Below are 25,079 nucleotides of genomic sequence, written 5' to 3' on the forward strand. Positions count from 1 at the left end.
TTGTCTGCTATTTTTTTATTAATACTCTGAAATTACTCTGTGCCAAGTTGCATATTACTTTTCTGGCGCTTTTCAATTGAATTCTTAAGCAAGGCAACCATTCTATAAAAACCATGACCAAACTTACCATAAGGCATCGTTAAAAATAAACCCATCACAAATCCTAAATGCACTGCAAGTAAAGTTGCCATACCACTAGTATCGCGATAGACAAGTAATAGCAAACCTGAGGCGCTCACTAAAAACAGCAGCACGATAAATGCTCTATCCATGGGCTTTTGTGTAGCGTCTCCATGCGCAGAATTTCTTTTTAGATTGAGGTAGAGTAATCCTGCGGGGCCAAGCAACAAACCAATTCCACCCAATGTGCCAAAAATCACTGGCAAACTCGTGAGATCGTAAGGTGCATGTAAATCTAAAAAATAGTGATAGAAGGTCGCAATACTAGTAGAGGCAAAGCACAACATGAAGCCGTAAAAAGTCATGTGGTGGAAACGTTTACGCCAAAGGGTAAAGGCGTCATCTTCATTATTACACCCCTCACCATGACCGCCACCAAGGTATTTTAAAGTCAGGGCATCATGAGTTGCTTCAGAGGCAGCGCTTGCCGAAATCGTCCCAGCAGAAATATCTTTCCAAAAATGAACTAGGCCAATGGCAATTGCAAGTAACGCAAAGCCGAAGACCAGGCCAAACATCAACGCAAGCGTATTGTGCGAAAAGACGGCATAAAAGTTAGCGTCTAGAGGGCCTGAAGCTAAGGATCCGTTCAGGAAAGAGCTCAGGATCAAGAAGAATGCAATTGAAAGTGATACCGCTAGTGAAACGGTGATGCCATTACTTTTATAGAGAGTACCAAAGGCCTGAGGCCACGCATAAGTGATGAAGGTATCTTTACGAAGCTGGGCCATCACACGCGGAATATTGACGCCAAACTCATGGGGGGGTGCGTATTGGCAAGCATGAAGACAGGCACCACAGTTATGGCAAAGATTCGCTAAGTAGTTCACTACGCTGGGCGTAAATTCAATACGACGGGTCATCGCAGGAAAGACGGCACAAAAACCTTCGCAATAGCGACAGGCGTTACAGATCTGCAGCATGCGGTCTGCTTCTGACTCCGGCGTTCCTTTGGCTAAATTGCTAGCCTCTTGAATCAAAGAATTAAGCTGCTGCATGCGCTAACTCCACTCCGTATTGCTTGGCAGCTTGAGCAGCTTGCGTGCCAGCAATGCGTCCAAATACCGTACCAATCGTCATACCAATGCCGGCGGCATATCCCTTACCTAAAACATTTCCGGCCATCATTTCTCCGGCAACAAATAAATTTTTACTTGCTTCATTATTAAAGCGAACCGCAGCAGTATCATCCGTCTTCAAACCTAAATAGGTGAATGTCACGCCAGGTCGAACAGCGTAACCATAGAAAGGTCCAGTATCAATTGGTAAAGCCCAATGGGTCTTTTCTGGTTCTATGCCTTCGGTATGACAGTCATCCAAAATAGTATGATTAAAGTTACCTACTCGACATGCAGCATTGTATGCTTTCACTGTTTCTTGCAGCGCCTTAGAATCGAGACCCAACTTGGTGGCCATCTCGTCTAGGCTATCGGCTTTTTCACCAGGAAATACTGGCGGCATAAAACGGCCCAATACTTTTGAATCAATAATGCAGTAGCCTATCTGGCCGGGCTGATGTGCAACTAGTCTGCCCCAAAATGCATAACGCTTAGGCCAAAAATCCTCACCTTCATCTGAGAAGCGTTGAGCATGTTTGTTAACCACAATACCAAACGGAACGCCATCGATACGGGTACAAATGCCACCATCATATAAAGGTGCGCGTGCATCTACTGCAACCATATGAGCCTGAGTTGCATCACTGACTGAATCAGCTCCCATTGCAATAAGTTGCTTCAGTAAAACACCTTCGTTGTATCGGGAGCCGCGAATTAAGAAGTTATCGGCTGGATATTCGCCATACTGATTCATACCCCAAGCCTCTTTGAGCCATTCACGATTAGACTCGAAGCCGCCAGCAGCCAATACGCAAGCCTTTGCTTCAATGCGTTCATCACCAACATAGGCTGCGACAAATTCTCCATTACGAATTTCAATCGATGAGGCAGGAGATTCGTAGCGAATCTCAATCCCTAACTTCTCGGCACTGCGATAGTAAGCATTAATTAAGGCTTTACCACCACCCATGAAAAATGCGTTTGTACGCGAAAGATTCAGCGTACCAGACAAGGGTGCCTGAAAGCGCACGCCATGGTGAGTCATCCAACCTCGGCAGTTAGCAGAAGAGCGAATAACGAGTCTGGCTAATTTCTCATCGGTAATACCGCTAGTGACCTTGACAACATCCTGCCAATACTCCTCTTCATGATAGGACTCTAGCATCACATCCTGAGGCTCATCATGCATTGCGCGAATATTACGGGTATGAGAAGAATTGCCACCACGCCATTCTTTGGGAGCAGCTTCAAGCACCATTACGCTGGCACCGGCCTCCCTTGCCATTAAAGCGGCACAAAGAGCTGCATTACCACCACCAATTACAAGAACATCGACCATATATTGTGAAAATCAAGAAAGCAAAAGAAGTAACTGTACTGTTTTTTTGCGATCCTTACCTAGTTCAGGATCAAGACATTAAATCTTAGCAGCTCGGCCTTTTGTTGATGAGACCCATATACCGGCAGCAATCAAGGCAAAAGCTACTCCATGAAATAAGCCGGGTGGTTCTCCCAGAATGGCTGCTGATAAAAGGGCTGTGAATAAAGGGATGAAATTACCAAAAAAGGCAGCCATTGTTGGCCCAGCGCCGTATACCCCCAAACCCCAGCAACGATAGGCAATCAATGAGGGGCCAATCGCGACAAACAAAATAAGTGCTCCAGTCCAGAGATTGAGATCAACATAGGCATGTCCTGCAGCGATTTCAAAGCTGTCAAAAAAACCTGTCCACAGCAAGCCCACTAAAACTTGGGCCATTAAAAAATCAGCCCAAGGCCATTGACGCTCTGAACTTGCCCCGGGGCGACTGAGCATCCAACTATAAAAAGCCCAAAGGATTGTGGCTAGCATGATTAGCAAATCACCCACTACCATCTGCATTGACATCAAAGCGCTTAGATCACCTCTAGTCAATACCACTGATACACCCACCATAGAGACTGCTGCGCCGATAACCTGCAGAGCGCTAGGCTTCACTTGATAAAAAACGGCACCGATAAATAACATCCATATGGGCATACTTGCACCAATTAATGTGACGTTGATGGCTGATGACGTCTGAAGTGCAAGGTAAAGAAGGACGTTATAGCTTCCCACCCCAAATAAGCCAAGCAGTAAAAAACGAACTTTATTTTTCCATAAGGGGCTGCTAGGCTTAAAGACATGCCATCCAAAAGGCAACAAAAGCAAGGCTGCCAGCCCCCAACGCAAGGCGCTTAAAGTAATAGGAGAAACACTACCTACCAGCGCGCGTCCAGAAACAGCGTTACCAGCCCATAAGGCGGTAGCTACCAATAAATAGAAAACAGTCGAGAGCTTAAGCTGGGACATTTAGGGGATTCAAGGGCAAATCGGTGTTCAAGGGGCCCAAGCAAGGGATACCATAGCATTGTAGAAACAAATGCTGCGTATTGCTAAGATAGAGCATAAACAATGTCATGTTCCATAAATAGAAGGATACATAGTGGCAATCATCACCAATATTGAAGACTTACGAGTACTTCATAAAAAACGCACTCCCAAGATGTTTTATGACTATGCTGATTCTGGCTCTTGGACTGAGTCTACCTACCGTGCCAATGAATCAGATTTTCAAAAAATAAAATTCCGCCAGCGCGTTGCTGTTGATATGAATAATCGCACAACCAAAACCACCATGGTTGGTCAAGAAGTCATCATGCCTGTTGCACTGGCGCCAACTGGGCTGACCGGTATGCAACATGCTGATGGAGAAATTCTTGCTGCTATTGCCGCAGAAAAATTTGGTGTGCCCTTTTGCTTGTCTACGATGAGTATTTGCTCAATTGAAGATGTTGCTGAACGCACCACCAAACCATTTTGGTTTCAGCTCTATGTCATGAAGGATCGCGGATTTATTGAACGCCTGATTGAGCGCGCTAAAGCTGCCAAATGTTCTGCGCTCGTCCTAACCCTGGATCTGCAAATTCTAGGGCAACGCCATAAAGATATAAAGAATGGTCTGACCGCCCCACCCAAACTGACTATCGCCAATATGATCAATATGGCCACGAAACCACGCTGGTGTATGGGAATGATGATGACGCCTCGCAGAACCTTTCGCAATATCGTGGGTCATGCATCGGGAGTTGGCGACATGTCCTCTCTATCGTCATGGACGGCCGAGCAATTTGATCCGGGCTTAAGTTGGGCAGATGTTGAGTGGATTAAAAAACTCTGGGGTGGCAAGCTCATCATCAAAGGTATTTTGGATGAAGAAGATGCCCGACTAGCAGCAAATACTGGTGCCGATGCTTTGATAGTCTCTAACCATGGTGGGCGTCAGTTAGATGGCGCCGTTTCTAGCATTGCTGCCCTCCCAGGCATCGTAAACGCAGTAGGCAAGGATATAGAAGTCTGGATGGATGGTGGCATTCGCTCAGGTCAAGATGTTCTTAAGGCTTGGGCACTTGGCGCTCGCGGCACGATGATTGGACGCCCCTTTCTTTATGGCTTGGGTGCCATGGGTGAGGCGGGTGTTACCAAGTGCCTTGATATCATCCAAAATGAATTAGATATCACGATGGCACACGTTGGTCATCGTGATATTCAAAATGTAACGACTGACATTTTGTACCCAGGAACTTTTTAAATTAAATACTTACTTAACCACCCTATCATCCTCTTTGGGGCTTCTTTTGTCGTGTTTTCGCTCGCGGTTTGGTTTGGCAATGCTTATCTGAGCCGCTATCGTACAAAAGATAGTGAGACCTCACAAGACTTGGGCGTTATTCAAACGGCAACCCTCACCCTCCTTGCTTTAATTATTGGCTTTACTTTCTCGATGGCGATTGACCGTCATGATCAACGAGAAATTTTAGAAGAAGGAGAAGCCAATGCGATCGGTACCGAGTTCCTCAGAGCTGACTTCTTACCTGCCAGCTCAGCAGCTAAAACAAAAGATTTACTGAGTCAATATTTAGATCAACGTATTTTGTTTTATACCAAACAACCATCAGAGATAGTGGTCAACATTCGGCAAAAGACAGATGAGTTACAACATGCTTTATGGAGTGAAATTCTTCCACATGCTCGCTCCACTCATACGCCTGTAATGGCTTTAGTGGTATCTGGCATGAATGATGTTTTGAATTCTCAAGGATATGTTCAAGCTGCATGGTGGAATCGCATCCCTAACACTGCCTGGGCCCTGATGGCTAGCATGGCTATATGCGCCAATATGATCGTTGGTTTTGGCGCACGCAACTTTAAAAAGAACACTGGTTTATTTCTCATTTTCCCCTTTGTCATTGCAGTCTCTTTTTTCTTAATTGCTGACATTGATAGCCCAAGAGGTGGCGTGATTCGTATTGAACCTAAGAATTTAATTACCCTCCAAGAATCTTTAAAATCTCAATTGCCCGCATCTTTAAACATCACTAAATAGGCCATACATATGAAAAGAGTAGTAGATGTTTATAAAAACCGCGGTCGTGAACTCATCTGGACTTATGTCATTGACCTTCGAAATGATGATGAATTTCATCCAGGACAGGCAGACTTTGAGGTAGAAGCGCTCCGACTCTCGCAAATTGATAAAAGAGGGGCTGCGAACGAGCTTAGCGCCAAAGTTAGACTCAATAATTAGGGCTTACCCCCGCTTTTGAGTGCCTTGGGGCTGAATTGACCCCATAGCTTGCATTTACAATAAGAATGATTATCATTTATATTTGATAATCATTCTCATTGTTAAATCATTGTTAAATATATGCAAACTAAACACTATCACCCCGCCTCCATCTTCCTGCATTGGTTTGTTTTTCTCCTGGTAATAGCTGCATTCATTGCCATTGAATTAAAAGGGCAATTCCCAAAGGGAAGCGAGCCACGCGAACTTTGTAAAACTGTTCATGGTGTATTTGGACAACTTATTTTTATAGCGATGGCTATCCGATTGATGATCCGCTTAGTTTATGGCGCTCCTAAGCCTATAAACCCAAAACCCTTATTCACATCATTAGCTAGAGCAATGCATTGGCTAATGTACGCACTACTATTGATATCACCCATATTTGGCATACTTTATTTTCAGTATGGTGGTAAAGAAATTCATTTCTTTGGATTAGTATGGCCACAGTTAGTTACGCCTAATCCAGAGATGAAAAAGACAGTAGAAGGAATTCATGAATTCTTAGGAAACTCGCTGTATTTCTTAATTGGAATACATGCTTTGGCTGGCTTATGGCAACATTACATCTTGAAAGACGATACACTTCGTCGCATGTTAAATAAGATTAAAGCGCAAGCTTAAGGATTGCTCAGAATGAAACCGCTCTCTAAAAAAGCGAAGATGGCTATTGGCTGGACCATATTAATGACCGTTGTTGGAACCGCTATGCTGCATCAATGGCAGTTCTTTGCAATGGGTTGCGTATCAATTGCCTTACTTCTCATCGCAAATCATTACGACCTTCTGAAGGATCCAGAGGATAAAAAATAAGGCCTCTACTCACTTAAGAAAGAGGCCTTAGGTTCTGCAATATGCAGAAATAGATTCTTATAGGGTTGGGTAATCTATATATCCAACTTCTTGACCACCATAAAAGCTCGCTCGGTCATACGGATTGAGCGCAGCATTTTGTTGAAACCGCTCAGCCAAATCTGGATTAGAGATATATAAACGTCCGTAAGCGACTGCATCGGCTAAGCCATCTTCTAATACCTTCTCCCCCATTGCTTGATCATAACCTCCAGCAGTCATAAATTTACCTTGATAAGCAGCGCGGAATATTTCTGAGGTTATCGGTGCATCTTCAAAGACTTGATCGCCGCCACCCGCACTAGTAGAACGCGGTTCAATCATATGCAAATACGCTAAGTTATAGCCATTCAATTTTTTAATCACAGCATTGAACAAAGCTACTGGATCACTGTCGCTAATATCATTGAAGGTGCCATATGGAGAAAGACGAAGGCCAATACGATCACTAGGAAACACTTTTGCAACAGCCTCAATCACTTCTCCCAAGATGCGCAAGCGATTCTCTATCGAGCCGCCGTATTGATCCTGACGTTGATTGGTTTTATCTTGTAAAAATTGGTCCAGTAAATAACCATTTGCTGCATGAATCTCAACCCCATCAAAGCCAGCTGCTTTAGCATTTTGAGCAGCTAATTCATACTCCTTGAGTAAGCGAGCAATATCTTCAATGCTCATCGCTTTGGGTACCTCGTAATCATAGAGCTGCCAATCGGCTCCATAGGTTTGTCCGGCAGGAGGAATTGCAGACGGAGCCTCTGGAGCACCATGCTCAGGGTGCAATGATGAATGGGAGATGCGTCCAACATGCCACAACTGCGAAACAATAGATCCACCCTTGGCATGAACAGCCTCAACAATTTCTTTCCACGCTGAGGTCTGCTCAGCCGTGTAAATACCAGGAGTGGCAGGATAGCCCATGCCAATTGGTGAAATTTGAGTTGCTTCAGTAATAATGAGTCCAGCGCTCGCACGCTGAGCATAGTAGGTTTTCGCTAAAGGATTGGGTACATGCCCAGTAACTGCTCGCATCCTAGTAAGAGGTGCCATCACTAAGCGATTTTTCAATTGAATTGCGCCAAGGTTGATGGGGGTAAACATAATTTCTTTGCCGGACATGTGGTTCTTTCTATTTACTGATAATGATTTGAATACGTGACTGTAACAAGCTTTAGGGGAAAGTATAAGGTGGGCCTAGGAAAGCTGGTGTGCATGCTTTATCGACGAGCTATCGCCTGAACATTCTTCAATGCAGCTAGAGAGTGCTAAAAATTCTTCTTGATGTGCAGTAGATGCTCTAGCAACCAAAGCTATCACCCTTTTAGGGGCAGGTGCAGCCAGCGGACGAGATACTAAATCAGAATTATTAAGTAAGCCGCCCTTAATTGCCATCTCAGGTAAGAGCGCTATGCCCAAGCCAGACTCTACCATCTGAATGAGAGTCAATAAGCTGGTAGCCTCATAACCATCAGCATTGCGAATGTCAGATTTTTTACAGGCCTGCATACTGTGTTCTCGTATGCAATGTCCTTCCTCCAGCAGCAATAAACGATCAGCCATCTTAATCGGCAATGTAATTTCTTTTGCCTTCAAAGCTGGATCATTACTTTTAGCAACCAAGTAAAACTCATCATTGAATAATTCTTTGACGAGTAAATTACCTAGCTCATAAGGTAAAGCAATTAAAGCAAAGTCTAATTGATGATCAGCAAGTCTTGATAAGAGGTTTGCGGTTAAATCCTCTCGCAAGGTAATTTTCAAATCCGGAAAACGCTTGCGAATCTTGGGCATCACTAAAGGCAATAGAAATGGTGCAATAGTTGGAATGACTCCCAAGCGAATCGTTGCCGACATCGGCTTTCCAAGGGATTCAGAACGCTGAACTAAATCTTCAGAGGCTGCCAAAATGGTCTTAGCGCGCCCCAATACCTCGAGACCCGCAGGAGTAATGGAGACATTTTGACGATCGCGTTCAAACAGTTGAACCCCAAGACTTTCTTCTAGCTCTTTTAATCCAGCGCTCAAAGTCGATTGCCCCACAAAGCAAGTTTCGGCTGCGCGAGTGAAATTAAGCTCCTTAGCGAGGGCCACCAAGTAACTTAACTGCCTTAAGGATGGTAAGTAGGCCATAGGCTCTCTTGATCGATTTATTTGATTAATAATATCATTACTATTCATTGGACTGATAAATGAATATGTCACACTCATCTCAATAATTAAGCGAGCATTAAGACTTGGCTAAAAGATCTTTTCGCTATTGATTAAAGCGGAAAAAAATTAGCTCACTTAGAAAAGATAGCAAAGGCATTTGCGGCTCAGTGAGCAGTAAAGCGCAATTAAATTTAAAATTGAGTATCTTTTAAGGAAATACCATGAAAACTTGGCAATGTATCGTATGTGGATTTATTTATGATGAATCAAAAGGCTTGCCTGAAGATGGTATCGCCCCTGGAACACTCTGGGCTGATATCCCGGAAAGTTGGGAGTGTCCAGATTGTGGAGTTGCAAAATCTGATTTTGAAATGGTTCAGGTAGGCTAAACAATTCATCTTATAAGGCCTTACTAGGGAGCCCAGCTTTGGATCAAAAAACAGCAGTATCCCAATCCATCACCATCATTGGTAGTGGCTTGGCTGGATACACCGTGATTCGTGAAATTCGAAAATTGGATAAGGCAATACCCATTACCCTCATCACCAAGGAGCCTGGTTACTTTTACTCTAAACCCATGCTTTCTACTGCCCTCGCCAACAAAAAGGATGCTGCGCAATTGATATCCACGCCGCAAGAAGGCATGGCTACTCAACTAGAAATTTCTATTCTGTCGCATACAGAAGTAAATACAATTGATACAAATGGGCAAAGTATTAGCACTAACCAAGGCTCATTTTCTTACGGCAAATTAGTTCTTGCATTGGGTGCCGACCAAATCCGCTTGCCGCTGCAAGGTGACGCGGCTAATGAAGTCATTACTGTGAATGGCCTAGAGGATTACGCCAAATTTCGCCAACTCATTGACGGCAAAAAAAGAGTGGCTATTATCGGCGCCGGATTAATTGGTTGTGAGTTTGCAAATGATCTAGTCGCGGGTGGATATGAAGTAGATGTCATAGATTTATCACCTCAAGTCCTAGGACGCTTGTTGCCCCCAGAGGCAGCAACTGTGCTTCAAGAAAAATTGAGTGCTATTGGCGTTCGCTGGCACTTTGCTACTACCCTGCAAAGCATCGACCGCAATAATGATGCCCTTGAAATTACCCTTGCTAATGGTACTCGCTTGATAAGTGATGCAGTGCTATCAGCGGTAGGTTTAAAACCAAGATTAGATTTAGCAAAATCTGCTGGCATACGAACTAACGTAGGAATTGTGGTCAATCGTGAACTCGAGACCAGTCAAAAAAATATCTTCGCAATTGGTGATTGCGCTGAAGTAGATGGCTTAGTGCTTCCCTACGTCATGCCAATCATGCAAGCTGCTAGAGCTCTAGCTCCGACCTTAATTGGCCAGACTACAGCCGTGAACTATCCGGCAATGCCTGTGATGGTCAAGACTCCCGCATTACCTACTGTGGTCTCTCCGCCGGCTAAAGGCGCTTCTGGGAACTGGAAAACGACTATGGTTAACGGCAGCGTTGAATCACGCTTTGAATCTCCTGATGGCAAATTACTGGGCTTTGCCCTCATGGGATCTGCTACCGCACTGCGTGCTGCACTTACGAAAGAGTTGCCTCCCCTACTGGGATAAATCCTCCGCTGCCGTATAACAAAAAGGCCCGCTATAAACGGGCCTTTTTACGATCAGAGAATGACTCTGCTTGGCGATTTATGAAACGATCACAAACCAAGATGTGTTGTGGGATTGAGCACTCATCAAGAACAACATTGGCACTGAAAGTAATGTGTTCAAACGAGAAGTCAACATCGCTACACGTGCAGATTTAGCTTTTACATCAGCTTCAACAGTCACAATGCCTAAGGCACGCTTTTGGTTTGGCCAAATAATGAACCAAACGTTGAAAGCCATAATGAGAGCAATCCACATACCTAAACCAATTGCGCGGAATGGCGCTTGCAATGTAAAGGCTTGGTGCAAGTAACCGCTCAATGCAGCCACAATCAAACCTGTCAACACGGTAAACAAGGCCGCATAACGAAACCAAAATAAAGCAGCAGGGGCAATTACCTTACTGATTGCTGGTTTTTGCTCGTCAGGGATTTTTGGCATCGATGGAATTTGTACAAAGTTAAAGTACCAAAGCAAACCAATCCACATCACACCGCACATCACGTGTAACCAACGGAAAATGAAAGGCAATTCAGCGGAAGCAAAGTTATTGCCAAAAGCCAAGATAATGATGAAGAGGAGCACAAAACCAGCAAATACTGTGCGCCCTAATGAAGTAAAAATTGAAGCCATGAAAGGATCTCCTTTATATAAGAATTCGGAGTAACTATAAACGATTCCGCTAACTTTGTATGATCTGAGGTAAAAATGGATTTCTTACTTAAAATAGGTACAAAGCCCAATTTGGGGCATAAATAGGCACTCAATACGAGGCATTATGACAATTGACTCAGCTTCAATAGCTCGCAAAAGACTCTACATTCAAGAGGTAGTGACACGGGATGGCTTTCAAGCAGAAAACAGCTTTATTCCAACGGAAGAAAAGATTGCTCTGATTAATCGCTTAAGCCGCGCCGGTTATGCCAAGATTGAAGTGAGCTCTTTTACTAGTCCTAAGGCAATTCCGATGCTCGCTGATGCTGAAGCGGTCATGAAAGGTATTGAGCGAGTACCGGGTGTCGAATACACCGTACTCATTCCAAACCTCAAAGGTGCTGAGCGTGCCATTAGTGTTGGCGTAGATGAATTTAATTTAGTCATGTCTGTGAGCGAAGTACACAATAAAGCTAACCTCAAAATGGCTCGTGAAGATTCTTTTATTGCCCTAAGCTCAGTGATTGATTTAGCGCACGCTAATAAAATCCCCACTAATATCTCCTTATCGACTAGCTTTGGATGCCCCATGTCAGGCATCATTTCACTTGATGATCTGATGAACTGGATTGATCGTTTTGCAGCAGTGGGCGTTAGAGGGATCACCATTTGCGATACTACTGGTATGGCGAATCCCGCTCAAGTTCAGGCTGTCTGTGAGGCTGCTCAATCGAAGTACCCACATTTACAGTGGACTCTCCATTTTCACAATACAAGAGGGATGGGTCTGGCCAATGCTCTAGCCGCAGTCAATAGTGGAATAGATCGCTTTGACTCCTCACTCGGTGGCTTAGGAGGCTGTCCATACGCCCCTGGAGCAACCGGTAATATCTGTACCGAAGAAATGGTGCATATGTTTGATCTCATGGGCTTTGATACTCAAATCGATATTGACGCCCTTTTAGCCTGCTCTAAAGACCTGCAATCCTTAATCGGCCGCCCGCTCCCAAGTCAGCTATTAATGGCTGGAAAAGTAGATAAACTACACACAGCACCTTGCCAACCATAAAATTTAAAGCTCGAGATATCCATATGCGATTAAATCATCTGTATAAAGCGTTTGTTGTATTTAGCCTGGCTATCTTAGGATGCCTTCCATATGCTCATGCTCAGGAATTTCCGCCAAAGAAAACGATTACGATCGTGGTTGGCTTTGCTCCTGGCGGCTCAGCCGATAGCGCTGCCCGCCTTATTGCAAAAAAGCTTAGCGAAGATCTTGGGCAAAACGTCATTGTTGATAACAAGCCTGGAGCGGGTGGCAATATCGCGCATGCTTATACAGCCAATGCGACTCCTGATGGATCGGTTATTTTATTTGGCTCTATTGGACCGCTTTCAATTGCGCCACATCTGATGAAACTTCCATATGATCCTCAAAAGGATTTAGCACCCATCACGATGGGCGTTACCTTCCCTAATGTTTTGGTAGTTATCCCAGAATTAGGCGTTAAGAATTTCAAAGAATATGTTGCTATGGCCAAGAAAAATCCTGGCAAGATAACCTTTGCTTCTACAGGCAGCGGTTCTGCTTCTCACCTTCAAGGCGAACTCTTAAACGTACGCGCTGATATTGATACTATCCACGTTCCTTATAAAGGTGGTAGTCCTGCTATGGTTGATCTCCTTGGGGGACGGGTCTCGTCCTATTACTCCGCTTTGGCTACCGCTGATCCTTACATCAAGAATGGCAAGCTTATTCCGATTGCAACGACTGGCTTAAAGCGTGCACCTACACTGCCAAACGTTCCGACGATCGCAGAATCTGGTTATCCAGGATTTGATGCTGTGAATTGGTATGCCTTTGTTGCGCCTGGAAAAACACCCGATGTCATAGTTGAAAAGTGGAATAAAGCCTTAGTAGCCGTGCTAAATGACAAAGCAACGAACAAGCAATTAGCCGAGCATGGCTTAACTCCAAACCCTAGTAGCCGTGAAGATCTCGCTAAATATATTGCCAGTCAATCTGCCACCTGGGGCAAGATTATTTCTGATAGAAAAATTACAGCCGAGTAAATTGCTCGGCTGTATAGTGATGCGGAGTGCGCACTAAGAAATTATTGCGCCACCCAACCGCCATCCATATTCCAGGCTACGCCACGGACCTCAGAGGCATCTGGCCCACAGAGAAATACTGCCAAGGCCGCGAGATGTTCAGGAGTAACAAATTCACCTGAGGGCTGCTTTTCAGATAAGAGTGCTTGCTTTGCCGCATCATTGGAAATTCCTTCGCGCTCAGCACGTGCATCCACCTGCTTTTGCACCAAAGGCGTTAAGACCCAACCTGGGCAAATGGCATTACAAGTAATACCAGTGCGTGCATTTTCCAAAGCAGTCACTTTGGTTAATCCAATGATGCCGTGCTTAGCTGCAATATAAGCCACCTTTTGTGTAGAAGCCACTAGGCCATGGACAGAGGCAATATTAATAATGCGCCCCCAATTGCGCTTTTTCATACCAGGCAATGCATGGTGGATTGTATGGAAAGCGGAGCTTAAATTAATCGCAATAATGGCATCCCACTTATCAGCAGGAAAATCTTCGATATTTGCCGTATGTTGAATTCCCGCATTATTCACCAAGATGTCCAAAGTGCCGAAACGCTTTTCAGTTTGCTTAATGAGATCTTCAATTTCAGCGGGCTTAGTCATATCAGCGCCGTGATAATCGACTTCGACACCGCAGGCTTTAATTTGCGCTAATGCGTCATCTTTTTCGCCAAAGCCATTGGCCATAATATTGACACCCTGCTTTGCCAAACCAATCGCTATTCCTAAACCAATACCGCTAGTCGAACCTGTTACCAGGGCTGTTTTACCTTTTAATGTGGACATATCTTCGATACCGTATCAAGTTAACCATAGAGTCATTCAATACAGACCCTTAAGCACTTGATGTTACAGGATGCCAAGCTCCTATGAGGATGGGGTATGCACCAAGAAAAAGTTCCAAACTAAAAAACTAGATCTTTTTTAGTGCGCGCAGGATCTTTTCACAAGTAATTGGCTGATCAAAGACGTTTACATTAAATGGTGCAAGGGCATCATTAATTGCGTTTTGAACCGCACCCGGTGCACCCGCAGTACCAGCCTCACCCGCGCCCTTTGCACCCAACTTGGATGATTGAGTGGGGGTTTCTACGTGAGCCACTTCAATATCGGGCATTTCATTGGCCATGGGTACTAAATAGTCTGCCATGCTGCCATTGCGCAGTAAGCCACTATCGTCATACAAACATTCTTCAAACAAAACACCACCAATACCTTGCACAATTGCCCCACGAACTTGTTCATCAACTAACATGGGATTAAGTACTCGTCCACAATCTTCAACAGCCCAATGCTTAAGCAATTTAACAAAGCCAGTTTCAGGATCTACTTCTACATATGAAGCTTGAACGCCATTGGTAAAGATAAATGGATAGTCTTTTTGCGTGTAATGACGCGTCACCATCAGATCCGCTGAAAAACCTGGTGGCAAGGTGTCCGTTCGGAAGTAACCAATTCGCCCAATTTCGCTAAAGGGCAATAGTTGTTCTCCACTTGCCTTATCAAGTACATGACCTCTGCGCACTGACAAATCTGTTGCAGGTCGATTCAAAATTGCACCAGCTAATTTAAGAATATTTTCTTGTAATGCTTGACATGCTAGTAGTACTGCTTCACCACCAACACCAGCACCTCGAGATGCCCATGTTCCACCACCATAAGGCGTGACATCGGTATCACCAGTAACAATACGTACTTGGTTAATAGAGACGCCCACTGCATCAGCAGCAATTTGGGCATAAATACCTTCAGTACCTTGCCCCTGCTCACCTACACCAACCAAGACAGATACCACTCCGCTTGGATCTAGGCGCACTGATGCCCCATCTTGTGATGCAATACGTGCACCACCAACACCATAAAACGCTGGACTTGGATTGGTCAATTCAATCAGCGTTGCAAAGCCAATACCGCGATAGATACCCTGCTTTCGTAACTGCTCTTGCTCTTTACGTAAAGCAGAATAATCCATCATCTTTTCAATAGTACGCAAGCATTGCTCGTGCGATAGAACTTCCAATTTAATTCCAGAGATTCCAGAGCATGGATATGCATCATCTGGAATCACATTGCGCTTTCTAAACTCCAATGGGTCCATCTGCAATTTTTGAGCGGCTAAGTCAACCAAGCCTTCAGTGACAGCACACGCAATGGGATGTCCCACTCCTCGATATTGACAAGTAGGGGTTTTATTCTGGAATACAACATTGAGCTTGGCACGATAGTGTTGATGCTTATAGGGCCCACCCACTAGATTCACAACCTGATTACCTTCAATCGCGCTGGTTCTGGGAAACATGGAGTAAGGACCAATTGCTGTTAAATCATCAATCTCAAAGGCCAATATATCGCCCGCCTTATTAGCGGCAATACGGCCCTTAATGCGATGTTCACGCGCATGAATGTCACTAGTAAAGGACTCAAGTCGATCAGCTACAAACTTTACTGGACGCTCGAGCATCATCGCCAATCCTACGGTTGCAAAATCGTCTGGATAAGCGTGCACTTTAATCCCAAAGGACCCGCCAACATCCTTACAAATAACATGTACATCCGATTCTGATAATCCAAATTGACGGCAATACAAATCTTGCATCATGTGCGGTGCTTGCTGCGAGTGATATACCGTTAAGCGACGCTCACCTGGGTTGTAATCTGCAATTTGACAACGAGGCTCTAAGGTGACACCCGTATGACGACCGAAGCCAAAAGTAGCCTCAGCGACTACATCAGCACTGGCAAATACCTCATCTACATTGCCCACATCCAAACTACGGGTGAAACATAAATTATCACCAAGCTCCGGATGAATTAACGGTGTCTGTGGATCTAGAGCAGTCTCCATGGAAACCACAGCAGGCAATTCTTCCCACTCGACATCAACCAACTGCAAGGCATCCTCAGCTTGCGCTCTAGTTTCGGCTACAACTGCAACTACAGGCTCACCCTGCCAACAGGCTCGATCAATTGCTAAAGCATATTGTGGCGCAGACTTCATACCCACTAAGTGACCTAAAGTAGCTACCCAAGGCTTACAGATTTTTGCCATTTCCACGCCATCAACCACGGCAAGTACGCCAGGCATCTTGCTAGCTTCTTCCTTGTGGATCTTCCCAATCTTCATGTGGGCCACAGGAGAGCGCCAGTAGACAACATGTCCCATGCGCGGCAACTTAATATCATCGATATAGGTTCCCTGACCTTCCAAGAGGCGTCGGGCACTATGTCTTGGCTCACTATTTCCAATATAACGCTGATCATTAGTCACTGGATCCAATACCAGTCCCTTCAAATCGCTAGGCTTATTCATGTTACGGTTTCCTAAATTGATTAAGCGTGGGCAACAACGGCTTTAATTTTTTGACCCTTGGAACGCGCATCTAATACATCAACGATAGCGTCCACAATAGAGTGATAGCCAGTGCAACGACAATAATTTCCAGAGATCCATTCACGCACTTCTTCGCGTGTTGCTTTTGGTCTTTCTTCAATTAATTCAGCGGCGGCAAGTAACATTCCAGAGGAGCAAAATCCACATTGCATAGCATTGCGTCGCATGAAGGACTCCTGAAGATCTGACAAGGCACCACTCTTCGTGAGACCTTCGATCGTCTCAACCTCACAACCATCTGCCTGAATCGCTAGATACAAACATCCACGAATGATTTGACCATTTACTTTGACGGTACAAGCGCCACAAGCACCTTGTTCGCAACCCAGATGGGGGCCCTTTAAGTGCAATTCTTCACGCAAAAAATCCACCAAATGGGTGCGCGGCTCTATCTCAGCTTTGACAGATACGCCATTGACAGTCATTGCAATTTTTTTCTTAATACTCATCAAAATCTCCACATTCTTTTCTGACGTATTTCAGGAAATGAGGTGCTTAAGGCCACGCTCAAGCAAAACACCGATGAGGTGTTGTTTGGCTTCTGCACTATTAGTAATATCAGCAATCGCTTCGATCTCAGAACGCGCTGCAGCAACCGCTTTAGCAATCAAGGCTTCATCAATCTTTTGACCATCAACTATGTTTTGTGCGCTAGTAGCCATTACTGGTGTTGCGCCCACAGAGAAGAAGGTAAAAGCACACTCGCTTAAGCTATCTCCCTGCTTCTTTGCCACTGCTGCTAAACCAGCAACTGCATAGTCTCCATGCCTTCTCGCTAGCTCATGAAAATAAAAAACTTGATCGTTACTAGCCACTGGAATTTCGGTTGCTACCAGAATCTCATCTGGCTCAAGTGAAGTTGTATAAAGATCAATGAAAAAATCTTGGGCAGAAATACGGCGCTCGCCTGCAGGCCCATGAATAATCATGATGGCATTTAAAGTCAAACTGCATGCCGGCCATTCTGCTGCTGGATCACCGTATGCCAATGATCCACCCCAGGTGCCTAAATTACGAATTGCACGATGAGCAATATGAGGTGCAGCAGCCTTTAATAGCGGTGCATGTTTAGCAATTAATTCTGAATCTTCAATTGCGGTGTGAGTGACTAGCGCTCCAATTCTGAGTTGATCACCATTCAGGCTGATACCTTTGAGCTCTGCAATATCAGTGATATCAATTAATATGCTTGGCTCTGAAAGACGCATATTTAATGTGGCAAGCAAAGTCTGACCGCCCGCAATTAAGCGCGCATCCTCACCCGCCTCAGACAATAAAGATAAAGCTTCGAGCAAGGCCTTTGGCTTTACGTAATCAAATGCTGCGGCTTTCATTTTGTCTCCTCCACTACTTATTTATCTTTTTAACTACCAACTACTCACTACCAGTGCCAGACTCAAGTGCCTCTGTTTCTCCGCCTAATTCTTTTGCAAATTTCTGAAAGAAATCGTCTGCAATCTTTTTTGCCGAGGCGCTGATTAAGCGCCCGCCAATTTGACCCAACTTCCCACCAATCGAAGCTTCAGTGGTGTAAGTAACTAAGGTACCGCCCTCAGCTTGTTTTAGTTCAACACGTGACTTGCCTTTGGCAAAACCAGCGGCACCGCCAGAGCCCTCAAAGGCCATTGAACAAGAATGATCAGGAATGATGTCGCTCAGAAGTAACTTACCCGAGAAACGGGCTCGGACAGGTCCGATCTTGAACATTACCTTGGCATGAACCTCTTCAGGGGAAATTCGACTGATTTCTTCGCAACCTGGAATGGACCTAGAAAGCACATCAATATCGTTCAAACCCCTCCATACATCAGGGATAGGAGCGGCTATGAGTTGCTCGCCATTCAGTTCCATTTACTCTCCTTGGGGTTTGTACGAATAGAGTCTTATCGACCAATTGTTCAACAATGTACCATTATTTAACTTTTGGTCAATAAGTCCAAATTCGGATAAACCCTGAGAATCCATGCGTTTTACTGAAGAAAGTATTTCGATCCCACATCAAGCCGAAAATTCGGTAGATTCCGTCGCGCCAATTAGGCGAAGGATGAGTACCGGTGAGCGCAAACGTCAAATCTTGGATCGCGCCATTCAATTTTTTGCTAAGCATGGCATTGATGGCCAACTCAGAAATCTGACAAAAGAATTGGGTGTTACGCATACCCTGCTCTATCACTACTTTCCCACTAAAGATGCTCTTATTCAAGAGGTCTATAAAGAGGTATTTGAATCTCGCTGGAAGCCAGAATGGGAAGATCTACTGGATGATGAGTTGCTTACACCAGAAGAAAAGTTCAATGCTTTTTATTTAGATTATTCCAACACGGTCTTAACTTATGACTTTGTGCGAATTTTGATTTTCTCAGGCTTAAGTGATCATTCTATTAGTGATCGTTTCTTCGAACTCTTACGCTCCCGCCTATTGCCAAGGCTGATCCGAGAAACTCGAAAGTATTGCGGGAGGTCAACTACTACTAAGCCCACACAACGTGAATTAGAATTTCTGATGGGGTTGCATGGCGGCGTCTTCTATATTGGGATGCGCCGCTGGATCTATGGTCAAGCGATCTATGCTGTTGAAAGTCCAGATACAGAGCAAGAAATTATTCGCGATCGAGTTCAGTCTTATCTTCATTCCGCTAAATCTCTTTTTACTTAATTCTAAAGGTCGATATGTCAAACTTAAGTCTCAATCATTTCTCTATTCGTAGCCTTGAAATTGAAAAAACTACAGAGTTCTTTAGCAAGTTGTTAGGCTTAACAGTTGGGCCTAGACCAGAGTTTCCTTTTCCTGGTGTTTGGCTTTACAACGGTGATGAAAATAGCTGGGCTAATGCCGTACTCCATTTGATCGCAATTGATAAGAATGATCCCAATGGCCTCAAGAAATACCTTGGGGAGCGCGATCCAGCCTCTTTGTTCGGATCCGGAGCAGTTGACCATATCGCCTTCTTTGCCAAGGGTCTTGAAGAAAAAATAGTGCTCCTGAAATCTCTCAATATCCCCTATCGAGAGCGCACTGTTCCGGTCCTGAAGTTGCATCAGATCTTTTTAGATGATCCCAATGGAGTAGTGATTGAACTGAACTACCCGGCAGAAGAAAAAGCTGCCCTAGATGCCAAGGCAGCGTAAGAGAGATTTCATGGCAAAAATTCTAGTAGTCGGTGGATCACTTGGAGGCTTATTTGCGGCCAATATATTGCTGCGTCAAGGGCATGATGTCACCTTATTAGAAAAAGCGATTGGATCTCTTGATGGTAGGGGCGCCGGAATTGTGACGCACGATGCATTAGCCACAGCGCTTCGGGCTGCTGGAATTGCTGTAGATGATACGCTTGGCGTACTAGTTAATAAGCGGGTGACCCTGGGTGCTAATGGTCAAAGTCTTGGCGAAATGGAATTACCTCAGGTACTTACCTCATGGAGTCGTTTGTACTACATGCTGAAGGAAAACTTTCCAAGCGAGCGCTACCTTCAAGGTAAGACTGTTACAACTGTTAATCAAGATGTCGACATGGTACATGTCAACTGTGAAGATGGTACTCAATACAACGCAGAACTATTAATTGCATCCGACGGCATCCGCTCAAGTGTTAGAGCGCAAGTTGCCCCCGATATTCAGCCTGAGTATGCAGGTTATATTGCGTGGCGTGGAGTCTGTGACGAAGCATGCCTCTCTGCTTACACCTTAGATACTTTATTTAATCGCTTTGGTTTTTGCCTTCCCAATGGAGAACAAATGCTAGGGTATCCGGTAGCCGGTTCAGGCAACGATACCCGACCAGGCAAGCGAAGATACAACTTTGTTTGGTACCGCCCTGCCTCTGAACATGGTGAGCTTGTTAGTCTCTTAACCGATGATGAAGGTCATTACTATCCGACTGGCATTCCACCCTTTAAAGTCTCTTCAAAACATATTGCCAAGATGCGTCAAAAAGCACAAGAAATCCTAGCCCCTCAGTATGCAGAGATTTTAGAAAAAACAGCATCCCCATTCTTACAGGCAATCTATGATGTGCGCTCAGAACAAATTGTGTTCGGGAGAATTGCCTTGATGGGTGATGCAGCATTTGTTGGCAGACCCCATGTAGGTATGGGTGTTACTAAAGCTGGTGATGAGGCAATTGTGATTGCTAAATATATTTCTGAGTTAGGTGCGACTCCGCAGGCATTAAAAGCCTACGAAAATGAGCGTCTGAAGCTTGGGCAACAGGTGGTCGCTAGAGCCCAATATTTAGGCCGCTATATGCAGGCTCAAGGTAGTAAAGGCGCCTCAAATAGCGAAAATATGAAGCGAAACGCAGATACAGTGATGGCAGAAACAGCGATTGATATTAGTGAATTATTAGCCCAAGGGAAAGCGGTACCTGAATCCACCCATTAATTGGCCCATTCAGTTAAGATTTAGAGCATAAAAAAGTATTCTTATTTAAACAAAGTTTTATATGGAGGAGACAACCATGAAACAAAAAGTAACGAATCAAACAAGAAGAAAAGTTTTAATCGGTGGGGCTACTGTAGCAAGCACTCCTCTTTGGTTAAATGTTGCCAATGCCCAGGCTGACACAATCAAGATCGGCTTTCCAGTCCCACTCACAGGACCTTTCTCTGCCGAGGCGCAAGATCAAGTCAAAGCTGCAGAATTGGCTATTAAAGAATTTAATGATGCTGGTGGCTTTAATGGTCGTAAAGCAGAGCTGTTAGTGCGTGATGACAAACTAAATCCAGGCGAAGCTGCGACTCGCACCCTAGAGTTGATTGAAAAAGATAAAGTGAATTACGTTGTGGGGTCTCTGTCAGCCGCTACTCAACTCTCCATCAATGCAGTCTGCAAAGAACGTAAAATTCTTTTTAACTCTATCAGTCAATCGGACGCTATTAACGAAGCAAAAGACTGGAGTGTATATACCTTCCATGAAGCATTAAACCCAACTATGACTGCGGGCGCACTAGCTCGCTACGCTATTCCACGCTTTGGTAAAAAGATTGTGTTCTTAACTGCTGACTATGCCTATGGCCATGAAATGGTACGTGCATTTGAGCGTGCTGGAAAAGAAATGGGCGCCACTACGCTAGCCGATATTCGCCATCCATTGGGTGCTTCTGATTACTCTGCTTTCTTGCCACGCATTAAAGCATTAAACCCAGATATTTTGGTGCTTTGTAACTTCGGTCGCGATCTAGTAAATGCTGCCAAACAATGTACTGACTTTGGTCTAAAGTCGAGTATGAAAATTATGGCGCCTGTTTTGCTTTACACCGCCCGTCTTGCTGGTGGTCCAGAGGCATTTGAAGGAATCATCGGCGGAACTTCTTATTATTGGGGCCTTGAAGATCGTATTCCAACTGCTAAAGCATTTAACGATGCATTCCGTAAAATGTATAACGGCTCAGTACCCTCCGATTACGGCGCACTAGGCTATGCTGGTGTTAAGAGTGTTCTCGCATCCGTCAAGATTGCCAAGTCAACTGAGACCATGAAAGTGGTTACTGCTATGGAAAACCTGAAGTACGATTGGTACAAAGGTCCTGAGTACTATCGCAAGTGCGACCATCAAGCAGTTCAGACCGTCATTATCGTAGAGTCTAAGTCCAAGAATATGAAAGACAAGTATGACGTCTTCAATATTTTGACGATTGAGCCAACCACTGAAAAGAACATGCGTTCTTGCGCAGAATTGGGCCACAAAGCCTAAGGCTAAAACTTTAAGGTATTTATCTGAATACCTTGATCTACTCCCCCTGATCTCTTTGGATCAAGGGGAGTTTTTTTGAGTACATCTATGACTGGTCTAACATTCGAGCTTTTATGCATGCAACTACTCACAGGAATTGCCCTGGGTAGTATTTACGCACTTTTAGCTTTGGGCTTATGCCTTATTTTTGGCATGCTCAATGTTGTGAACTTTGCACATGGTGCTTTCTTTATGGTTGGCGCCTTCTTGGGAATCTACTTTTTAGGTATCACTGGAAACTTCTGGTTTAGCTTATTACTAACCCCCATCATTACAGGTTGCTTGGGGTTGTTAACGGAACGCTTCTTAGTGAGACCTCTGTATGGTCGTGGTCTTGATTACCCCCTCTTGCTTACATTTGGACTCTCCTATGTATTGATTGAAGTAATGCGCGTTACCTTTGGTATCGAAGGACTTCCATCAGTCACCCCCGAAGGTCTTGGAGGTACGGTCAATGTAGGTATTGGCTACTTCCCAAAATACCGTTTATTTTTGATTGCAGCGACAGCAGTCATTATTTTTGGAGTATGGTTCTTGATTCAAAAAACCCGTTACGGGCTCATTATCAAAGCGGGCGCTGCCGATCAAGAGATTGTAAAAGTACTTGGGGTAGATATTGCTAAGGTTTGGTTGTTGGTATTTGCTCTTGGCTGTGCCATTGCTGGCTTATCTGGCATCTTAGCCGCTCCTACCCGCTCCGTAAATCCTGAGATGGGCATACCGATTCTGGCGGAGTCTTTTGTGGTCACCGTGGTGGGTGGCATGGGCTCTCCTGTTGGAGCCGTAGTTGCTGGCTTATTAGTGGGTGTTGTCTACAGCATGACATCACTCTTTTTTCCTGCACTTTCAGAGCTCTCAATCTTTGTCCTCATGGCGGTAGTACTATTAATTCGCCCACAGGGACTTTTTGGTAAAGCTGGAGCGATGGGTTAAGGCTCAGTGATCTATATGAATTCTTTTTTTCAACTCGTCGTACGTCACCGCGTATTCGCTAGCACGCTTTTCTTGGCGATCTTTCCCTTCATCATGCCGTATGAGGCCTTGGCGATCAATATCTTGATCTTTGGTTTATTTGCGATGGGCTTTAATCTGCTTTTTGGTTATATGGGCTTACTTTCATTTGGCCACGCGGCTTTTTTAGGAGCCGGTAGCTACCTTACGGGTATCAGCATTGTTCATTACGGCTTACCTTGGGGAACAGCCATCCTGATTGGTGTTATTGGTGCAGCCATTACCGGTCTTATCATGGGTTTCCTAGCAATTCGTACCCGAGGAATTTATTTTTCAATGGTGACCTTGGCATTAGGTCAAATCATCTACTACTTATTTTATAAAGCCGAAAGTTTGACTGGTGGTGAAAATGGTTTACGCGGAGTGAGGGTCGATACCTTCAATATCCTGGGCATTCCTGTAGATTTTTTGAACCCCTTAGTGAAGTACTACATCATTCTCTTTTTTGTAGTGATTGCTATTTGGTTTATTTCTCGCATCCTAAACTCACCGCTGGGCGCAGTCATGGAGGCTATTCGTGAAAATGAAAAGCGTGCTTCGGCTTGTGGCTTTGATGTAACTCGAACGAAATTATTAGTATTCGTTTTATCTGCGGCCATTTGTGGATTAGCAGGTTCATTGCGCGCCCTACATCTCTCCATCGTACCTATCGATTCTTTACATTACCTCCAATCGGGACAGGCAGTGATGATGAGCATCTTGGGTGGCATGGGCACTTTCTTTGGACCCTTTATTGGCGCTGCAGTCATGCTTTACCTTGAAGATGTGGTCACAACCTTTACTAAACACTGGATGGCTGTCATCGGTATTATCTTTATGTTCTTTGTCTTGTTTTTCCCCAAGGGAATCTGGGGAACTATTCTGAGCAAACTACAAATTCAGCAGGATTCAAAATAATGGATCACACTACTCAGACCCCTATTCTTGAAGCCCGTAATGTCAGCAAAAGCTTTGGTAAGTTCAAGGCATTACAAAATGTTTCCACAAGCTTTATGCCCGGAACTTTGACTGCCATTATTGGTCCTAATGGTGCAGGAAAGAGTACTTTCTTTAATGTTCTGAGCGGCGCCTTCCCTCCGACTAGCGGCCAAATATTATTTAATGGCAAAGATATTACGGGTATGCAGCAGTATGAGTTTGCTCGCATTGGAATATCCAAAAGCTTTCAAATTACCAATGTCTTTAAGCAATTAAGCGTTCATGAAAATGTTCGTGTTGCGGCACAAATGGAAACGGCTCGCTACAACTTTTTACGCAATGCGCAAAGCTATCCTGGCCCGATTGAACTGGCAGATCAACTTTTACAGCGAGTGAATCTTGGACACTTGCGTAATAAGAAGACTGGGGATTTAGCTCATGGCCAACAACGCGCTCTAGAGATTGCGATGGCTTTGGCTTGCAATCCCAGTCTGCTGCTCTTGGATGAACCTACTGCCGGAATGTCCCCAGAAGAGACTCTTGTCATGATGGATCTCATCCGCATCCTAGCAAATGAGCGTACGGTGATTTTGGTTGAGCACAAGATGAAACTGATTATGGGTTTATGCAAACGTATCATTGTTCTTCACCATGGCGAGTTCTTGGCTGAAGGTACTCCAGAAGAAATTCAAAATAATGCTGAGGTACGCCGCGTGTACCTGGGTCAAGGTTAAATCGAAAGCGATCT

Annotated in this window: 27 protein-coding genes; 16 read left to right on the forward strand and 11 right to left on the reverse strand. The window is 44.6% G+C overall.

What is annotated here, in order from left to right:
• Positions 1 to 32: 32 nt before the first annotated feature.
• The 3 genes from tcuB to ICN38_RS07055 all read right to left on the reverse strand — a co-directional run bounded on the left by tcuB (position 33) and on the right by ICN38_RS07055 (position 3,570).
• On the reverse strand, positions 33 to 1,178 hold the full coding sequence (tcuB, locus tag ICN38_RS07045; RefSeq protein ID WP_216256372.1) for a tricarballylate utilization 4Fe-4S protein TcuB: 1,146 nt from the start codon (positions 1,176 to 1,178) through the stop codon (positions 33 to 35).
• Positions 1,165 to 2,577 (reverse strand): FAD-dependent tricarballylate dehydrogenase TcuA, encoded by a 1,413-nt coding sequence (tcuA, locus tag ICN38_RS07050; RefSeq protein ID WP_216256373.1) that lies wholly within the window; start codon positions 2,575 to 2,577, stop codon positions 1,165 to 1,167. Before tcuA ends, tcuB begins: the two co-directional genes overlap by 14 nt.
• Positions 2,578 to 2,655: 78 nt before the next feature.
• A complete protein-coding gene (locus ICN38_RS07055) occupies positions 2,656 to 3,570 on the reverse strand; it encodes a DMT family transporter (protein ID WP_216256374.1) in 915 nt (304 codons plus the stop codon).
• Between the two features lie 133 nt (positions 3,571 to 3,703).
• On the opposite strand from ICN38_RS07055, the gene ICN38_RS07060 reads away from it, so the two are divergent.
• From ICN38_RS07060 to ICN38_RS07080, 5 genes are all read left to right on the forward strand, one after another.
• Positions 3,704 to 4,849: an L-lactate dehydrogenase gene (locus ICN38_RS07060; RefSeq protein WP_216256375.1), complete on the forward strand. Its 1,146-nt coding sequence runs from the start codon at positions 3,704 to 3,706 to the stop codon at positions 4,847 to 4,849.
• A 51-nt stretch (positions 4,850 to 4,900) separates the two neighbouring features.
• Positions 4,901 to 5,644, forward strand: a complete 744-nt coding sequence (locus ICN38_RS07065) for a hypothetical protein (RefSeq protein WP_370624376.1) — start codon at positions 4,901 to 4,903, stop codon at positions 5,642 to 5,644.
• A gap of 9 nt (positions 5,645 to 5,653) precedes the next feature.
• Positions 5,654 to 5,845 carry a hypothetical protein gene (locus ICN38_RS07070; protein WP_216256376.1) on the forward strand — a complete coding sequence of 64 codons (192 nt, stop codon included), beginning with the start codon at positions 5,654 to 5,656 and terminating at the stop codon, positions 5,843 to 5,845.
• Positions 5,846 to 5,965: 120 nt separating this feature from the next.
• Entirely contained in the window at positions 5,966 to 6,508 is a 543-nt protein-coding gene (locus ICN38_RS07075) for a cytochrome b (protein WP_216256377.1), read from the forward strand.
• Between the two features lie 12 nt (positions 6,509 to 6,520).
• Positions 6,521 to 6,697, forward strand: a complete 177-nt coding sequence (locus tag ICN38_RS07080) for a hypothetical protein (RefSeq protein WP_216256378.1) — start codon at positions 6,521 to 6,523, stop codon at positions 6,695 to 6,697.
• Between the two features lie 57 nt (positions 6,698 to 6,754).
• Here the strand turns inward: ICN38_RS07080 and ICN38_RS07085 are convergent, their stop codons facing one another.
• Both ICN38_RS07085 and ICN38_RS07090 read right to left on the reverse strand, forming a co-directional pair.
• Positions 6,755 to 7,855 carry an alkene reductase gene (locus ICN38_RS07085; RefSeq protein ID WP_216256379.1) on the reverse strand — a complete coding sequence of 367 codons (1,101 nt, stop codon included), beginning with the start codon at positions 7,853 to 7,855 and terminating at the stop codon, positions 6,755 to 6,757.
• Positions 7,856 to 7,930: 75 nt separating this feature from the next.
• A complete protein-coding gene (locus ICN38_RS07090) occupies positions 7,931 to 8,866 on the reverse strand; it encodes a hydrogen peroxide-inducible genes activator (protein ID WP_216256380.1) in 936 nt (311 codons plus the stop codon).
• A gap of 242 nt (positions 8,867 to 9,108) precedes the next feature.
• Between ICN38_RS07090 and ICN38_RS07095 the strand changes: the two genes are divergently transcribed.
• Complete coding sequence (locus tag ICN38_RS07095; RefSeq protein WP_216256381.1) at positions 9,109 to 9,276, forward strand: rubredoxin; 168 nt, start codon at positions 9,109 to 9,111, stop codon at positions 9,274 to 9,276.
• A 38-nt stretch (positions 9,277 to 9,314) separates the two neighbouring features.
• On the forward strand, positions 9,315 to 10,481 hold the full coding sequence (locus tag ICN38_RS07100) for an NAD(P)/FAD-dependent oxidoreductase (RefSeq protein WP_216256382.1): 1,167 nt from the start codon (positions 9,315 to 9,317) through the stop codon (positions 10,479 to 10,481).
• 78 nt (positions 10,482 to 10,559) lie between these two features.
• Here ICN38_RS07100 and ICN38_RS07105 read toward each other — a convergent pair whose 3' ends face one another.
• A complete protein-coding gene (locus ICN38_RS07105; protein ID WP_216256383.1) occupies positions 10,560 to 11,153 on the reverse strand; it encodes a urate hydroxylase PuuD in 594 nt (197 codons plus the stop codon).
• 145 nt (positions 11,154 to 11,298) lie between these two features.
• Between ICN38_RS07105 and ICN38_RS07110 the strand changes: the two genes are divergently transcribed.
• Positions 11,299 to 12,243, forward strand: coding sequence for a hydroxymethylglutaryl-CoA lyase (locus ICN38_RS07110; RefSeq protein WP_216256384.1), 945 nt, complete (start codon positions 11,299 to 11,301; stop codon positions 12,241 to 12,243).
• 23 nt (positions 12,244 to 12,266) lie between these two features.
• On the forward strand, positions 12,267 to 13,247 hold the full coding sequence (locus ICN38_RS07115; protein WP_216256385.1) for a tripartite tricarboxylate transporter substrate binding protein: 981 nt from the start codon (positions 12,267 to 12,269) through the stop codon (positions 13,245 to 13,247).
• Between the two features lie 41 nt (positions 13,248 to 13,288).
• Here ICN38_RS07115 and ICN38_RS07120 read toward each other — a convergent pair whose 3' ends face one another.
• The 5 genes from ICN38_RS07120 to ICN38_RS07140 all read right to left on the reverse strand — a co-directional run bounded on the left by ICN38_RS07120 (position 13,289) and on the right by ICN38_RS07140 (position 18,521).
• Positions 13,289 to 14,065: a 3-hydroxybutyrate dehydrogenase gene (locus ICN38_RS07120; protein WP_216256386.1), complete on the reverse strand. Its 777-nt coding sequence runs from the start codon at positions 14,063 to 14,065 to the stop codon at positions 13,289 to 13,291.
• Positions 14,066 to 14,192: 127 nt separating this feature from the next.
• Positions 14,193 to 16,589 (reverse strand): xanthine dehydrogenase family protein molybdopterin-binding subunit, encoded by a 2,397-nt coding sequence (locus ICN38_RS07125; RefSeq protein WP_216256387.1) that lies wholly within the window; start codon positions 16,587 to 16,589, stop codon positions 14,193 to 14,195.
• Between the two features lie 20 nt (positions 16,590 to 16,609).
• The gene (locus tag ICN38_RS07130) at positions 16,610 to 17,119 is read right to left on the reverse strand and encodes a (2Fe-2S)-binding protein (RefSeq protein ID WP_216256388.1); all 510 of its coding nucleotides are present in this window, start codon (positions 17,117 to 17,119) and stop codon (positions 16,610 to 16,612) included.
• A gap of 30 nt (positions 17,120 to 17,149) precedes the next feature.
• Positions 17,150 to 18,004, reverse strand: coding sequence for a xanthine dehydrogenase family protein subunit M (locus tag ICN38_RS07135; RefSeq protein ID WP_216256389.1), 855 nt, complete (start codon positions 18,002 to 18,004; stop codon positions 17,150 to 17,152).
• Positions 18,005 to 18,044: 40 nt separating this feature from the next.
• Positions 18,045 to 18,521, reverse strand: a complete 477-nt coding sequence (locus ICN38_RS07140) for a CoxG family protein (protein WP_216256390.1) — start codon at positions 18,519 to 18,521, stop codon at positions 18,045 to 18,047.
• Positions 18,522 to 18,714: 193 nt separating this feature from the next.
• Between ICN38_RS07140 and ICN38_RS07145 the strand changes: the two genes are divergently transcribed.
• The 7 genes from ICN38_RS07145 (at position 18,715) to ICN38_RS07175 (ending at position 25,065) form a co-directional block, all read left to right on the forward strand.
• A complete protein-coding gene (locus ICN38_RS07145) occupies positions 18,715 to 19,326 on the forward strand; it encodes a TetR/AcrR family transcriptional regulator (protein ID WP_216862731.1) in 612 nt (203 codons plus the stop codon).
• Between the two features lie 14 nt (positions 19,327 to 19,340).
• The gene (locus tag ICN38_RS07150) at positions 19,341 to 19,799 is read left to right on the forward strand and encodes a glyoxalase (protein WP_216256391.1); all 459 of its coding nucleotides are present in this window, start codon (positions 19,341 to 19,343) and stop codon (positions 19,797 to 19,799) included.
• Positions 19,800 to 19,809: 10 nt separating this feature from the next.
• Positions 19,810 to 21,051 (forward strand): FAD binding domain-containing protein, encoded by a 1,242-nt coding sequence (locus ICN38_RS07155; RefSeq protein WP_216256392.1) that lies wholly within the window; start codon positions 19,810 to 19,812, stop codon positions 21,049 to 21,051.
• A gap of 76 nt (positions 21,052 to 21,127) precedes the next feature.
• The gene (locus ICN38_RS07160) at positions 21,128 to 22,363 is read left to right on the forward strand and encodes an ABC transporter substrate-binding protein (RefSeq protein WP_216256393.1); all 1,236 of its coding nucleotides are present in this window, start codon (positions 21,128 to 21,130) and stop codon (positions 22,361 to 22,363) included.
• 75 nt (positions 22,364 to 22,438) lie between these two features.
• On the forward strand, positions 22,439 to 23,335 hold the full coding sequence (locus ICN38_RS07165; RefSeq protein WP_255562757.1) for a branched-chain amino acid ABC transporter permease: 897 nt from the start codon (positions 22,439 to 22,441) through the stop codon (positions 23,333 to 23,335).
• 15 nt (positions 23,336 to 23,350) lie between these two features.
• A complete protein-coding gene (locus ICN38_RS07170; RefSeq protein ID WP_216256394.1) occupies positions 23,351 to 24,310 on the forward strand; it encodes a branched-chain amino acid ABC transporter permease in 960 nt (319 codons plus the stop codon).
• Positions 24,310 to 25,065: an ABC transporter ATP-binding protein gene (locus tag ICN38_RS07175; RefSeq protein WP_216256395.1), complete on the forward strand. Its 756-nt coding sequence runs from the start codon at positions 24,310 to 24,312 to the stop codon at positions 25,063 to 25,065. The genes ICN38_RS07170 and ICN38_RS07175 overlap by 1 nt, the downstream gene beginning before the upstream one ends.
• Positions 25,066 to 25,079: the final 14 nt, after the last annotated feature.

The sequence above is a fragment of the Polynucleobacter sp. AP-Melu-500A-A1 genome (assembly GCF_018882125.1).
Lineage (GTDB): Bacteria > Pseudomonadota > Gammaproteobacteria > Burkholderiales > Burkholderiaceae > Polynucleobacter.